The sequence below is a fragment of the Runella sp. genome (assembly GCF_965279615.1).
Lineage (GTDB): Bacteria > Bacteroidota > Bacteroidia > Cytophagales > Spirosomataceae > Runella.
Map to the genome: position 1 here is coordinate 2806134 of NZ_OZ257252.1, position 14102 is coordinate 2820235.

Consider the following 14102-nt stretch of genomic DNA (forward strand, 5'->3'; position numbering starts at 1 on the left):
AATAATAGAGGAATGAAAAAACTGATACTCATACCGATAATGCTGCTGTTGGGTTATAACTCTGTCTATTTCAGGAAATTAAGCGACATTAGAAAGCAAAAAGGAGGCAATTTTGACTTTGTGGCCTTTGTAGGTTCTCTCTATTACAAAGGCATTTTAAAAAGTGATAAAGCTATTGACCTGAGTCAATTATTGGATTTGGTGCGATCAAGTCCTGACTCAGCTTTTAAGCGATATGGCAATCGCCTGGGTATTGGAAATTCTGCTTTTTTCATGGTGAAAAGTTCAGGGAAAATCAGCAGGATCGAAGACGGAATGATAACGCTTATGGATGAAAAAACCGGGGCTATTTCCATTGATACTAAATACGTTTTCGGCAATGCGATTCGCGATGCTTCGGGTTTGGTCAAACTGACCGATTTTAAAACCAATGCTGATTTTAATAAAGTATCTGAGGCATTGAATACAGTCATTCGTGAAAAGGCTTTGCCGCCTCTCGTCCAAAAATTGCACGTCGGGGAGGAAATCAGTTTTATTGGTGCTTTAAAATTGAGCAAGAAAGAGATCGTAGAGGTACTTATACTACCCGTACAATTAGAACACAGATGACACGGATGCAAGCAACACAGATTTTAACATCCGTGGTTATCTGTGTTTCCGAAGGAATCTGTGTCATCTGTGTTCCAAAAAAAATAGAGAAAAATGGAAAAAGAAGTTTTACACAAAGAGCTTACAGAACAAATAATCAAAGCCTTTTACGATGTATATAATGAATTGGGCTATGGATTTTTAGAGAAAGTATATCAGAATGCTTTGTACATTGAATTAAGAGCAAAGGGGTTTAAAGTAGAAGCACAAAAGCAGGTTAAAGTACATTTTAAAGGATTTGAAGTGGGCGAATATTACCCTGATCTGACAATAAATGATTGCATTATTTTAGAATTAAAAGCTGCTGAATGTATTGTGGAAGAATTTGAATATCAACTCATTAATTATTTGAGAGCAACGGATGTTGAGATAGGGCTACTACTGAATTTTGGCAAAAAGCCCGAAATAAAACGCAAGATATTTGATAACGAAAGAAAGAAATTAAAGAAAAAATCCCAATTCGAAAATCAATAAATGCTCGAAGCCATCAACATATCAAAAGAATTCCCGGGCGTGAAAGCGCTCAGTCAGGTAAATATTGTTTTTTATCCTGCCAAAGTAAATGCGATCTTGGGCGAAAACGGCGCGGGAAAATCAACACTTTTGAAGATACTGACGGGCGTTTACCCGGAATACGCCGGTGAAATTCGGTTGAATGGCCAACCTGTCAAATTTAAAACTATCAAAGAAGCGCAACAAGCGGGAATTGCCATTATTCATCAGGAATTGAACCTGATCTCCCAATTGAACATTACCGAAAATCTGTTTTTAGGTCGCGAAACGGTCAATGCTTTTGGTCTGCCGGAAACCGAAAAAATGCACCGAAAAGCGCAGGAATTACTCGAAAAGCTGCAATTGAATGTGTCACCTAAAACGCTGATTCAGGAACTGAAAATAGGCGAACAACAACTGGTTGAGATCGCAAAAGCGCTGCTGACAAATGCGCAGATCATTTTGATGGATGAGCCCACTTCGGCCCTCACCGACAAAGAGATCACAGACCTGCATCGAATCATCGGGGAACTGAAACGAGAAGGCAAAACGATCGTGTACATCTCTCACAAAATGGATGAGCTGTTCAAGATCGTTGACCGCTATACGGTGCTGCGCGATGGTCGTACGATTGATGCGGGTGAAATGAGTCAAACCAATGAGCAGGAATTGATTCGAAAAATGGTGGGCCGAGAAGTGCAGATCACTAAGAAGGAAACCTCTGATTCTGTTGCGAATGCGATGTTAAAAGTGGAAAAGCTAACCCTCAAACACCCTTCTCTCAAAAATAAGAACATGCTGCAAGACATTTCATTTGAAGTAAAAAAGGGGGAAATCGTAGGCATTTTTGGGTTGATGGGTGCGGGTAGAACAGAACTGTTGGAAACCATTTTTGGAACACATCCGTCTGAAAGTCATTTCATTTTGGAAATTGAAGGCGAGCGTCGGCAAGTTCGTTCGCCCAAAGAAGCCATTCAAAACGGCATTGCTTTTGTGACCGAAGACCGTAAATCGGAAGGCTTGGTGTTGGGAATGTCCGTTGCCGAAAATATCAGCCTGACCACTTTACCTGAATTCGGGGTTTTGAATGCTGCAAAGGATAAAACCAACGCTCAGGGTTACATCAAGCAATTAAATATTAAAACGCCTTCCGAAAATCAGGCCTGCGTGAATTTGAGCGGCGGAAATCAGCAAAAGGTAGTATTGGCCAAATGGCTGGCAACGCATCCGAAAATCTTGCTGCTTGATGAGCCTACGCGAGGAATTGACATTAACGCCAAAAATGAAATTTACCAATTGGTAAAGAAAATGGCAAAAGAGGGGCTGAGCATCCTGTTGGTTTCGTCAGAAATCCCCGAAATCTTAGCCCTCTCAGACCGGATTTTGGTAATGGCCGAAGGTAAGATCAAAGCATCACTTCAAGCCGGTGAAGCGGATGAAGATACATTACTAAAAGCAGCAATTTGATTTACGAATTACGATTTTGGGTTTCAGAAATAGCGCATTTAAATCCAAAATCGTAATTCCAAATTCCTAAATCCAAAACATGAACAAAGATTTACTCAAAAAATCACAGTCACTCATCGCATTGTTCTTGCTGTGTTTAGTGATCAGTTTGTTGTCAGATAAGTTTTTGACAACCAATAATTTATGGAATGTATTGCGACAAATTTCCGTCAATGTCTGCATTTCGGTCGGCATGACTTTGGTAGTTTTGATGGCGGGCATTGATCTGTCGGTCGGGTCGGTGTTGGCGTTTACGTCGGTAGTGTGTGCAGGATTATTGAAAAACGGTATTGCGATTGAGTCGTTAGATGTATTCATTGGTTTTACCACCTTGGGTGGGGTTTTGTCGGCATTGCTTATCGGATTGGCGCTGGGTCTTTTCAATGGTTGGGTCATCACCAAATTCTCCATTCCGCCTTTTGTGGCTACGCTTGCCATGCTGACCATTGCGCGTGGTGGAACAATGCTTTATTCACAGGGGATTCCCATTTCAAATTTAGGAACCAACTTCGAATTCATTGGGTCGGGTTGGCTTATTGGTATTCCGGTTCCCGTTTGGATCTCGGTGGCGGTTGTTTTACTGATGATTTTTATCACCCAAAAAACGACGTTCGGCCGACATATTTACGCCATTGGCGGCAACGAAAAGGCCGCTTTCCTGTCAGGGATCAATATCAATCGCATCAAATTAGGCGTGTATGGAATCGCGGGAATGATGGCGGCGATAGGAGGCATTTTGGTAACATCACGTTTAAATTCAGCCCAACCCAATGCCGGCACAAGTTATGAATTAGATTCCATTGCGGCCGTTGTCATTGGCGGCACTTCGCTTTCGGGCGGTGTAGGTTCGGTCACCGGAACGGTCATTGGAGCCGTTATTATCGGCGTGCTCAATAACGGATTGGTACTGCTGAATGTTTCGCCGTTTTGGCAGCAAGTGGTCAAAGGTGGAGTGATCTTATTGGCGGTGATCATTGATAGAAAAAGCAAGAAATGAACTACATTTTAGCCATTGACCAAGGAACAAGCAGCACCAAAACCATCATTTTTGATGCCAATGGAGAAGCCGTTTCCAAAGGTTCGGTAGAGTTGAAAACCAATTATTTTGACAATGGATTTGTAGAGCAGGATCCCGAAGGCATTTTTCAAAATGTGCTGACGTCGGTCAATGAATGCCTTAACGATTTCATAAATAAAGGCTTTGACCCCGCTGAAATCGCCTCCTGCGGCATAAGCAACCAACGCGAAACCTTCATTCTTTGGGACAACACCGGCAAAGCCGTTAGCCCGGCGGTAGTATGGGCGTGTAAACGTTCGATTGCTATTTGTCGGGAATTAAAGGAAAAAGGACAGGAAGAGCTGATCCGACAAAAAACGGGCTTGTTGTTAGACCCTTATTTTTCGGGAACAAAACTGCTTTGGCTGTTGGAAAACGATGCCGATCTGAAAGAAAAACTAGAGGCCGGAGAACTCTTTTTCGGGACCGTTGATTGTTGGTTATTGTTTAAACTAACCAACGGGAAATCGTTCAAAACGGATTATACCAATGCCTCCCGCACTTTGTTTTTTAACATTCATACGCTTACGTGGGATGATGAAATTCTGGCCCTCTGGGATTTGGAAAAGCTGAATTTACCCGAAGTTTGTCCTTCCTCTTTCGATTTTGGAATTGGGATTTTGGATTTGGGAATGGAGATTTACGATTTTAGATTTGATGAAATAAATACCTCCTCAATCCCCAATCCAAAATCGTTAATCCCAAATCCCCCATTCTCAATCCCGATTACTTCCCTTATCGGAGATTCTCACGCCGCCACTTTCGGAGAAGGGTGTTTTGAGCAGGGCACTGCCAAAGTGACGCTCGGTACGGGCAGTTCGATCATGATGAATAGTGGCGCCAAACCGATTTTATCATCTGCCGGAATGCTCACAACGATTTGTTGGAGCACCGAAAATCGCGTGGATTATGCGTTGGAAGGCGCCATTGTTTCCTGCGGCTCGACGATAGAATGGTTGAAAAACGAATTAAATCTTTTTAAAGAGGCTTCAGAAACGGAAGCTATGGCCGTTTCGGTGGCCGATAATGCGGGCGTATACCTGATTCCGGCCTTTAGTGGTTTGGGCGCGCCGCATTGGCAAATGAGCCGGCGGGCGTCGTTGGAAGGAATGACCTTTGGTACTACCAAAAATCATATTGTACGGGCGGCTTTGGAAAGTATTCCCTACCAGATCAAAGATGTCATTATGGCAATGGAACAGGATATGAGATCGCCGCTTAAAAGCATTTCGGTCAATGGTGGTATGACCAAAAATCAATTTGTTATTCGATTTTTGGTTGACCTGTTGGCATTGCCCCTCAAAAAACAACAAAATTCCGATGTTTCGGCCTTGGGCGCTGCTTATTTGGCAGGGTTGAAGAGCGGAGTTTTTGAAAGCATTGCTCAACTTCAATTGCTCAATCAGGCAAAGACAGCTACCATTTTGCCTGATTTAACAAATATAACTGCGAACAAAGGTTACAGCGAATGGAAAGATAAAATAGCGAAAACATGGTGATTATGAAATACTTATATTTTTTACTCTGTTTATTTTTTTTAGTAATTCATGAGACGAACGCCCAAAAACGCCGCGTTTTGGTATTGACAGACATTGAAGCCGACCCGGACGATGCGCAATCGTTGGTGCGTTTTTTGACCTATTCCAGTCAGTGGGACATTGAAGGGCTTATTGCGACCACTTCCATTCACCAGAAAAATTGGGCCGCCGTTGAAACCATCCATACAATTGTAGATGCGTACGGAAAAGTGCAACCCAATCTGCTCAAACATGAAAGCGGTTATCCAACGGCCCTTTTCTTAAAAACAAAGATCAAGAAAGGTCTTGAAAAATACGGAATGGAAGGCGTGGGAGAAGGTAAAGACTCCGAAGGTTCCGATTGGATCATCAAAGTACTCGAAACAAACGACGCCAGACCGGTTTGGGTCTGTGTTTGGGGTGGGTCCAACTGCCTGGCGCAGGCATTATGGAAAATCCAAAAAACAAAATCGGGGGAACAGGCGGAAAAACTGTACAAAAAATTACGGGTGTATACGATCTCTGACCAAGACGATTCAAATCCGTGGATTCGCAAGACCTTTCCCCGTATTTTCTTCGTGGTTTCGCCGGGTTATACCTATCAAAATGCGACTTGGAGAGGTATCAATGCCAAAGCGGAAGGTTTCAACAATGAAGTATTTTCCAATCAATGGCTTACGGATAATATTCAACAGAGACATAGTATTTTGGGTACCATGTACCCCGATGTGGCGTATGGTATGGAAGGCGACACGCCTACGTTCATGGGTTTGATTCCCAATGGTTTAAATGATCCCGAAAATCCTAATTTTGGAGGTTGGGGCGGTCGCTATGAGTTGTATATTCCAACATTTGAAGCGCCGAAACCAAACCCCTACTTTAAAGTCCCGCATACGGAAGAGCCCGAAACGCGCCCAATATGGACGAATGCCAACGACTCCCTTTTTTCGCTGATCGACAAAAAAAGCCATGCCGGTAATTTAGAGACGATCTTACGTTGGCGGGAAGATTTTCAAAATGATTTTGCGGCTCGAATGGATTGGACAACAAAGTCTTTCCATGAAGCAAACCATCCCCCCTCCCCTAAACTGAATCATTCTGACCACATTACGGTAAAATCCGGTGAACAATTCTTTCTGGATGCCAAAGGAACAACCGATCCTGACGGCGACGCATTAAGTTATGTTTGGATGCAGTACCGTGAGGCCGGCACATATCCTGCCAACGTTAGTTTTAGACCCTACGCTGCCAATATGTACCGTGTTCCGTTTACGGCCCCAAAAGTAGAATCGGCTAAAACAATTCATTTTATTTTAAAGGTGACAGATAAAGGAACACCTGCTTTGAGTAGGTATAAAAGGGTGATTGTGACCGTTATCCCTTAACTTTACGTAAAAATTGTTACTTTCCGCTATGCTCGCTCTTCTCGGTTTTTTGACCATTGCCGTATTTTTAATCTTAATTATGACCAAGCGTGTTTCGGTCATCACCGCCTTGGTACTTGTACCTTTACTGTTTGGTTTTTTAGCCGGGTTTGGGGTAAAAGAATTAGGAGAAATGATGCTTGCAGGCATAAAGCAGGTAGCACCTACGGGCATTTTGCTGATGTTTGCGGTGTTGTATTTTGCCACAATGCTCGATGTGGGATTGTTTGATCCTGTCATTGCATTCATCATCAAATCCGTAAAAGGTGATCCCCTGAAAGTAATTCTGGGTACGGCCATTTTGACCATGATCGTTCACTTGGACGGCGATGGTACCGCCACCTTTATGATCGTACTGTCGGCTTTTTTGCCGATTTATAAACAACTAAATATCAATCGGTTGGTGCTCTCGGGGATTGTGGCGCTGAGCGTGGGGCCCATGCACTTGGTGCCTTGGTCGGGTACGTCGGCACGGGCTGTTTCGACGTTGAAAACGGATGTGCCACACATCTTTAATCCCAATATTCCGGCCATCATCGGTGGTGTCTGTTGGGTGCTTTTTGTGGCGTATTGGTTTGGAAAAAAAGAGCGCAAACGTCTGGGTATCCTTGATTTTGACTATAACCACGGAGAAAGTTTAAACGAAACCCAAAAAAGCCTGCGTCGGCCTAAGTTACTGTGGCTGAATGCCCTGATGACCCTTGCCCTGATTGTGGCGTTGATGAAAGGGTGGGTGCCGGCTCCGGCGCTGTTTGTGGTGGCGAGTATGTTGGCCTTGATGATTAATTATCCCAAACTGCCCGACCAACAAAAAATCCTGCGTGGACACGGCAATAATATTTTTATGGTCTCAAGCATGATCTTCGCGGCGGGGATATTTTCGGGGATCTTGACGGGGTCTAAGATGATAGAAGCGATGGCAACGGCGCTGGTTTCGCTCATTCCGCAGCAACATGCCGGATTATTGCCTACCCTGACGGCCCTGACGAGTATGCCTGCCAGTATGCTTTTTACGCCCGATGCCTATTATTTTGGCGTAGTCCCGATTTTGAGCCAAACCGCTACTCAATTTGGCATTGACCCGCTCGAAATCGGACGGGCAGCCTTGCTGGGACAAATGACGGTAGGCTTTCCCATCAGTCCGCTGACGGCATCTACGTTTTTATTGGTGGGTTTATCTGAAGTAGATTTGGGCGACCATCAGCGTTTTATTTTCAAATGGGCATGGGGCACCACGATTGTGATGACGATTGTGGCGTTATTGACGGGTTCGATTCATATTTAATCTCAGATTTTCATAAATTCCTTAAATTCCGAGAATTTTAAAACAGGGATTTTTGGAAAGGGAATTTTTTCCAGTACATTAAAATGCCGGTCGTCACTTACGATGCAATGGGCGTTGGTGGCAAAAGCGCAATTGACAAATTTGTCATCATCGGCATCGTGCGCTATCAGGCGAAGGTCAAAAAATACTTCGGTGCGGTGTACATTAGGAAGGAGAAGCAAGGCACCAATGACTAATTCAGCTGTTTGAGCATCATAAATTTTCGTAATAATTTCCTCGTATTCCAGAAGGATATCGGTAGAAACGCACAAGGTGATTTGATTTGTGAACAATAAATCAAAAATGAAATTAGAGAATGAACGTCCTGAAATAGCTCTGACAATTACATTTGTGTCGATGACAACTCGAATCATTTCAGGGGTTTTGCTTTATAATCTCATTAATTTTTTCGTCTGTATAGTCTTTGCTGTCCCAAATGGCATCAGCACGATCACGGGCTTTTTCAAAAAGGAATTTAGCAATTAATACCTTGATTTCGTCTAAGTATTCGTCAGAAACTCCCGCACTGTAAAGTTTGAGCAGTTCCATTTGCAGATTGGATAATGGAGCTTGTAATTTCATGCGCTATTTTTTTTTACAAATTTACGGTTTATTACGTAACAAATGATGCTTATGGAGAAGGAAGTAGATTTGGGCGACCATCAGCGTTTTATTTTCAAATGGGTGTGGGGCACCACGATTGTGATGACGATTGTGGCGTTATTGACGGGTTCGATTCTTCTATAAATATCTATAACTATGGCCGAAAAATTTCAACACAAATACCGTATTGCATCCGCACGGGCAGCGTGGTGGAATTATGGGTGGTCAGGGGCCTATTTTGTTACTGTTTGTACGGTTTCATCCATCATTGGTTGCTACAAATCGGCAGTAACCAAACATTCAAATCGGATGGGTTTGAAGCACGATTTGCAATCAGTTGGTTGGCAGTCCGGATTCCATAACCATATTATCCGAAACAACAATGAATACCAACGAATCAAGGATTATATTGAGAACAACCCTACAAATTGGAACAACGATAAATTTTTAGCTGATGAGACAAAAAATCAGAATAGGCTGCGGAGCAGGTTTTTCGGGCGACAGATTGGAGCCGGCGGTTGTTTTGGCCGAAAAGGGAGAGTTAGATTATTTGGTGTTGGAATGTCTGGCGGAGCGCACCATCGCGCTGGCACAAAAGCGTAAACGCCAAGACCCAACCAAAGGCTACGACCCGTTATTGGAACGACGAATAGAATCGCTCTTACCGCTTTTGGTTAAAAACAACATTCGACTCATTACCAATATGGGCGCTGCCAATCCGATAGCGGCCGCAGAGAAAATTATTGAAATTGCTCAAAAACAGGAAGTTAAAATAAAGGTAGCCGCAGTAAGCGGCGATGATGTATTTGAGGAAGTTCGAAAGACGATTGCAGAAGTACAGATTTTAGAGAATGGATTGCCGTTGGATAATTATGATATCCTTTCTGCCAATGCTTATATGGGTGTAGAGGGGATTCTGGAAGCCTTAGCATCGGACGCAAATATCATTATTCTGGGACGCGTAGCTGACCCTTCGCTGTTTTTGGCTCCCATGATGCACGAATTGGGCTGGTCTGCCGATGACTGTGATCTAATGGCAAAAGGGACAGTTATCGGACATTTATTGGAATGCGCGGGACAGGTGACCGGCGGCTATTTTGCCGATGCCGGTAAAAAAACGGTACCCGATTTGGATACATTGGGACACCCGTTTGTGGATGTTTTTGTCGACGGTTCGGCCATCATCAGCAAGGTAGAAGGAACGGGTGGAATCGTTACGTTGGCAACGACCAAAGAGCAATTATTGTACGAAGTCGTTAATCCGCATGCTTATCTTACTCCCGACGTTTCGGCTGATTTTACGACGGTTCTTCTGAAAGAAGAAGGTGAAAATCAAGTAAAAGTAAGTGGAGGGACGGGAAGGCCAAAACCATCAACGCTCAAAGTAAGTGTAGGCTATCAGGCAGGCTTTTTGGGAGAAGGGGAAATGTCTTATGCCGGCAGCAATGCACTCGCGAGGGCACAACTGGCAGGGAATATTATTGAAAAACGCCTCAAAAGCGATTTTCCTGATTTGCGCATTGATTACGTTGGTGTTTCGGCTATCCATCGAACAGATTTTGACCGCCAAATAGAACCTTACGAAGTGCGTTTAAGAGTAGCGGCCAATGCGCCGAGTGCTGCAAAAGCTTCATTGATCGGAGAAGAGGTTGAAGCGCTATATACTAACGGCCCTGCAGGCGGTGGCGGAGCCCGAAAATACATTACTGAAGTAATTGGAATGGTGTCGGTTTTGATTGACAGACACAAAGTTATTCCTAAAATCACCCTTTTTGAGTGTTAAAAAAAAATCAAACGGAGATTACTTATCTAAAATGAAACTCTACGATATAGCTCATAGCCGTGCCGGCGATAAAGGCAATACCCTAACGCTTTCGCTGATTCCGTACAAAGAAGAAGATTACGCTTTTTTGTGCCGGGAAATCACGGAAGAACGCGTAGCGGCGCACCTGAAAGACATTGTTGCAGGTAGCATTACGCGTTACGAATTGCCCGGAATTTCCTCGCTGTTGTTTGTTTGCGAGCAGGCACTGCTCACGGGCGTCACTACCTCGTTGGCCATCGACGCCCATGGCAAAACCCTAAGCTATGCGTTGTTGGAAATGCAGATAGGCTGAAAAATCAATAACTGATGCCGTCGCCGAATTTAAACAAAGCATATCCTTTTGCTTCCAATGAACCCGGTACATCTGATTTATTGTCCAAAACCGCCTGTGAAGAAACAGGGATTGTAAACGGCATTTTGCCGGTCGGCTTGAAGGCGCCGCTGATGATGTCCAACAAAGCCTCCTGCGTGGTGCCGAAAGTGGCCAAAACCGTTTTTGTTTTTCCCTTGTCAATTTCGTCAATGACCCACGGGCTTGAAAAATTGATGGCCACAACAGTAGGTTTGGCATTGACGATCTCATTGACATGCGCTACGTCGATCTTGTTTTTCGACAAACTCAACTCAATCGGTTTTCCCTGCGAACTGAATAAAGAACCGCCCGTAGGAATCAACCACAACAAAACCACATCGGCTTCCTCTTTGGTAGATACAAATTCTATGTTGGCATTAGGCATCGTCGGTTTATTGACGGTAATGGGATTGGGATTTCTGCCATTATTGTAATACGTTTCAAAATAAACCTTGGTGCGTTTGGCTTGGATGGGAAGAAGTTTGTCCTCATTGCGCAGCAACACGATGGATTTGCGAAGCGCAATGTCTGCTTTTTTCTGAAACTCTGAATTCCCGACCAATTTTATTGCGGCGTCGGTATCAACATACGGATCTTCAAATAAACCCAATTCAAACTTTTCTTTCAACAGTCGGGTAATGGATTCATTGATGCGTGCTTCCGTCACTAATCCTTTTTTGGCGGTTTCGAGCAGCAACGCGGGATCGGCTCCGCCCGAGAAAATATCTACCCCGGCGTCGATGGCTTTTTGGTAGCGTTCAATGATAGAAAGGTTTTCCACCCCCCATGGCATCATGTCAATGGGACCGGTATCGGAGTTGATGATGCCTTTGAAGCCCAGCTGTTTACGTAACAGATCGTTGATAATGGCCTTGTTGTACGAAAACCCCACGGCTTCCATACTCTTATCTTTAGGGGCGGAATAGTAGGGCATAATGGAAGAAGTACCGGCGGCAATGGCTGCTTTGAAAGGCTTCAAGTGGTACTCAAACTGCCCGCCCGGATAATGCGCAAATTTGCCCCAATCAAAATGCGAATCCTGTCCATCGACCTGCGGGCCGCCGCCGGGGAAGTGTTTGGTGGTCATCGCCACAGAATGTGTACCCAACTTAGCACCCTGAAAGCCTAACACGATTTCCCGAATCATGGAAGCGGCCAAATCGGCATCTTCGCCAAAGGTACCTTCGATGCGTTGCCAACGAGGCTCGGTGGCCAGATCGGCCATGTACATATAGCCTTTGCGTAAACCTACCGCCGACCATTCTTTGGCCGCAATTTCGGCAAATTCACGCGTCAGTTTCAGATCGCGCATAGCAGCTAAGCCCAATTCGCCCGGCCATTTGGAGAACACGGTTGTTCCTACACTCAGGCCGACGGCGGCATCCACCGTAACATGATTGCGAGGATTGGAGGCAACAATGGCCGGTATACCCAAACGAGAAGTTTCGCACAAAGCCTGTAAATTATTTGCCCAATCGGCCATGATCTTCGCCGAGGTATTCGCTCGTAAAATAAAATGGCGAAGGTGGAAGTTCATCACTCCTTTGGTAGTGCCCGCCGACGACATCATTGGAACCGGCAAAGGTTTGCGGGTAAACATATTGATGGGCTGTACCAAGTCTTCCTCGTTGAAATCGCTCGTCATTTCTGCCCTTGGCGCATTGGCCTGAAATGCCTGATCGCCTTTCAGGCGAGTGGTGCTGATGATCATGAAGCCGATCTTTTCCTCCAAGGTCATTTGAGAGAGCAGGTCTTTGATTCGGGCATCATTGGGTAAGCGCCAATCTTCATAGGGGTCAAGTTTGCCGTTCTTGTTTAGATCTTTGAATTGTAAATTATTAATTGTCAGAACTTTTGCTGATCTGTGGCCGAGTTTGGGCTGTGATTTTATCTGTGCCGTTACAGCGTTCGTTATTGACGATAGCAATACAAGTGATAAGGTAAGTCGGTAAAACCTCATGGTTAGCAGTTTTTAGAAAGGTTAAGTGTAACTAAACCAAGTTTTAGCCCTAAAATGTCCGGGCATCAAGGCTTGATCATAGGCTGAGTTTATATTTATTGATGGTATATTGCAAAAAAAAGCGCGTTTATTTTGATTAATTTCTACGCAAACGTTTTCGGGAACGCTTGCGTAAACAAAACTATTTCGACAAAAAATATAAAAATACCTAAATGGCCTCTACATTTACATCAATGCAGAAATCGAGTGGTTCAAGGGCTTATAGGATTTTTTTTAGATGTTAGCGTAATGAAAAAAATTACCATCAAAGACATTGCCCGGGAGCTGAATTTATCGACATCCACCGTTTCCAGAGCACTGAGAGATAGTTTTGAAATAAGTGCCGATACAAAAAAAAAAGTAATGGAGTTGGCGCAACGACTGGATTATACCCCCGATCCGGTGGCGCTGAGTTTGTTAAACAGTCACAGCAACGATATTGGGGTCATTGTTCCGGATATTTCCAATCCATTTTTTGCAATGGTCATTGCGGGTATTGAAGATGTGGCTTTTGCCCAAGGCTACCACGTAGTTATTTATCAAAGCCACGATAATTATGAGCGTGAAGTGATGAACGTCAGGCACATTGCCAATCGCCGGAAAGATGGGATGTTGGTCTCACTGGCAACCGAAACCCAAGATTACACGCACTTCAAAGCCCTGCACGACAGAGGATTCCCAATCGTATTTTTTGACCGAATCTGTGATGAAATAGATACCCACAAAGTATCCGTAGACGACTTTGGAGGCGCTTACCAAGCCACCGAGCATTTGATAAAGCAAGGCTGTAAAACCATTGCACATATTACCGGTCCTCCTAATCTGCTCATTAGTCGGCGGCGTTTGCACGGGTATCGGTCGGCGTTGTTGGATTATAAAATGCCCATTATTGAGGAGATAATCATGTCTTCTGCGTATGACTCGCAGGATGCGTTCATCACGACGCGAAGGTTGTTGAATAATTCAATAAAAGTAGACGGCATTTTTGCGTCCAGCGACAATATTGCCATTGGTTGCCATGCCGCTATTTCAGAAGCAGGTTTGTCCATGCCGCAGGATATAGCGTTGATCGGATTCTCTGACTTGCCCATCGCTCGTTTGCTGAATCCTCCTTTGAGTACCGTGGCCCAGCCTGCTTTTGAAATGGGCCGTTCGGCAGCGGAATTGTTGATCAATCTCATCAAAAATCCAAAAGAAGACAGGATTTCAATTTCCAATGTTTTGAGAACCAACGTAGTGGTCAGAAAATCATCTTTAAAAAGCACTGAATTTTAAGGAAAAAGAGATTGAATTTGCCTTTTAGTAATTCTGTATGTATTGCCGGTTTTGTATAAAATATCCCCCTAAATTCAACA

At 44.1% G+C, this 14102-nt stretch carries 13 protein-coding genes; 10 read left to right on the forward strand and 3 right to left on the reverse strand.

The window, feature by feature from the left end; genetic code table 11:
* Positions 1–12: 12 nt before the first annotated feature.
* From ACQY73_RS12055 to ACQY73_RS12085, 7 genes are all read left to right on the forward strand, one after another.
* The gene (locus tag ACQY73_RS12055; RefSeq protein WP_428666034.1) at positions 13–609 is read left to right on the forward strand and encodes a DUF2291 domain-containing protein; all 597 of its coding nucleotides are present in this window, start codon (positions 13–15) and stop codon (positions 607–609) included.
* Between the two features lie 93 nt (positions 610–702).
* Complete coding sequence (locus tag ACQY73_RS12060; protein ID WP_428666037.1) at positions 703–1122, forward strand: GxxExxY protein; 420 nt, start codon at positions 703–705, stop codon at positions 1120–1122.
* Positions 1123–2607: a sugar ABC transporter ATP-binding protein gene (locus tag ACQY73_RS12065; RefSeq protein WP_428666040.1), complete on the forward strand. Its 1485-nt coding sequence runs from the start codon at positions 1123–1125 to the stop codon at positions 2605–2607.
* Between the two features lie 79 nt (positions 2608–2686).
* Positions 2687–3643 (forward strand): ABC transporter permease, encoded by a 957-nt coding sequence (locus tag ACQY73_RS12070; RefSeq protein WP_428666043.1) that lies wholly within the window; start codon positions 2687–2689, stop codon positions 3641–3643.
* The gene (locus ACQY73_RS12075) at positions 3640–5202 is read left to right on the forward strand and encodes an FGGY family carbohydrate kinase (protein WP_428666046.1); all 1563 of its coding nucleotides are present in this window, start codon (positions 3640–3642) and stop codon (positions 5200–5202) included. The genes ACQY73_RS12070 and ACQY73_RS12075 overlap by 4 nt, the downstream gene beginning before the upstream one ends.
* A gap of 2 nt (positions 5203–5204) precedes the next feature.
* Positions 5205–6605 (forward strand): nucleoside hydrolase-like domain-containing protein, encoded by a 1401-nt coding sequence (locus ACQY73_RS12080; RefSeq protein ID WP_428666049.1) that lies wholly within the window; start codon positions 5205–5207, stop codon positions 6603–6605.
* Between the two features lie 28 nt (positions 6606–6633).
* Entirely contained in the window at positions 6634–7929 is a 1296-nt protein-coding gene (locus ACQY73_RS12085; RefSeq protein ID WP_428666051.1) for a CitMHS family transporter, read from the forward strand.
* 2 nt (positions 7930–7931) lie between these two features.
* On the opposite strand, the gene ACQY73_RS12090 is transcribed toward ACQY73_RS12085, so the two are convergent.
* Together ACQY73_RS12090 and ACQY73_RS12095 are read right to left on the reverse strand one after the other, a co-directional pair.
* On the reverse strand, positions 7932–8342 hold the full coding sequence (locus ACQY73_RS12090; protein ID WP_428666054.1) for a putative toxin-antitoxin system toxin component, PIN family: 411 nt from the start codon (positions 8340–8342) through the stop codon (positions 7932–7934).
* Between the two features lies 1 nt (position 8343).
* Positions 8344–8550, reverse strand: a complete 207-nt coding sequence (locus ACQY73_RS12095) for a hypothetical protein (RefSeq protein WP_428666057.1) — start codon at positions 8548–8550, stop codon at positions 8344–8346.
* Between the two features lie 475 nt (positions 8551–9025).
* On the opposite strand from ACQY73_RS12095, the gene ACQY73_RS12100 reads away from it, so the two are divergent.
* Positions 9026–10354: an acyclic terpene utilization AtuA family protein gene (locus ACQY73_RS12100; RefSeq protein ID WP_428666059.1), complete on the forward strand. Its 1329-nt coding sequence runs from the start codon at positions 9026–9028 to the stop codon at positions 10352–10354.
* A 31-nt stretch (positions 10355–10385) separates the two neighbouring features.
* Positions 10386–10688, forward strand: coding sequence for an AtuA-related protein (locus ACQY73_RS12105; protein WP_428666061.1), 303 nt, complete (start codon positions 10386–10388; stop codon positions 10686–10688).
* A gap of 4 nt (positions 10689–10692) precedes the next feature.
* On the opposite strand, the gene ACQY73_RS12110 is transcribed toward ACQY73_RS12105, so the two are convergent.
* Positions 10693–12708, reverse strand: a complete 2016-nt coding sequence (locus ACQY73_RS12110; protein ID WP_428666064.1) for a glycoside hydrolase family 3 N-terminal domain-containing protein — start codon at positions 12706–12708, stop codon at positions 10693–10695.
* 288 nt (positions 12709–12996) lie between these two features.
* Between ACQY73_RS12110 and ACQY73_RS12115 the strand changes: the two genes are divergently transcribed.
* The gene (locus ACQY73_RS12115) at positions 12997–14022 is read left to right on the forward strand and encodes a LacI family DNA-binding transcriptional regulator (protein WP_428666066.1); all 1026 of its coding nucleotides are present in this window, start codon (positions 12997–12999) and stop codon (positions 14020–14022) included.
* Positions 14023–14102: the final 80 nt, after the last annotated feature.

Excerpts from the sequence above, each read along its gene's own strand:
- ACQY73_RS12100 (WP_428666059.1), top strand. The coding sequence starts at position 9,026 with ATGAGACAAAAAATCAGAATAGGCTGCGGAGCAGGTTTTTCGGGCGAC.
- ACQY73_RS12115 (WP_428666066.1), top strand. The coding sequence starts at position 12,997 with ATGAAAAAAATTACCATCAAAGACATTGCCCGGGAGCTGAATTTATCG.
- ACQY73_RS12055 (WP_428666034.1), top strand. The coding sequence starts at position 13 with ATGAAAAAACTGATACTCATACCGATAATGCTGCTGTTGGGTTATAAC.
- ACQY73_RS12105 (WP_428666061.1), top strand. The coding sequence starts at position 10,386 with ATGAAACTCTACGATATAGCTCATAGCCGTGCCGGCGATAAAGGCAAT.
- ACQY73_RS12070 (WP_428666043.1), top strand. The coding sequence starts at position 2,687 with ATGAACAAAGATTTACTCAAAAAATCACAGTCACTCATCGCATTGTTC.
- ACQY73_RS12090 (WP_428666054.1), bottom strand. The coding sequence starts at position 8,342 with ATGATTCGAGTTGTCATCGACACAAATGTAATTGTCAGAGCTATTTCA.
- ACQY73_RS12110 (WP_428666064.1), bottom strand. The coding sequence starts at position 12,708 with ATGAGGTTTTACCGACTTACCTTATCACTTGTATTGCTATCGTCAATA.
- ACQY73_RS12065 (WP_428666040.1), top strand. The coding sequence starts at position 1,123 with ATGCTCGAAGCCATCAACATATCAAAAGAATTCCCGGGCGTGAAAGCG.
- ACQY73_RS12095 (WP_428666057.1), bottom strand. The coding sequence starts at position 8,550 with ATGAAATTACAAGCTCCATTATCCAATCTGCAAATGGAACTGCTCAAA.
- ACQY73_RS12085 (WP_428666051.1), top strand. The coding sequence starts at position 6,634 with ATGCTCGCTCTTCTCGGTTTTTTGACCATTGCCGTATTTTTAATCTTA.
- ACQY73_RS12080 (WP_428666049.1), top strand. The coding sequence starts at position 5,205 with ATGAAATACTTATATTTTTTACTCTGTTTATTTTTTTTAGTAATTCAT.
- ACQY73_RS12060 (WP_428666037.1), top strand. The coding sequence starts at position 703 with ATGGAAAAAGAAGTTTTACACAAAGAGCTTACAGAACAAATAATCAAA.
- ACQY73_RS12075 (WP_428666046.1), top strand. The coding sequence starts at position 3,640 with ATGAACTACATTTTAGCCATTGACCAAGGAACAAGCAGCACCAAAACC.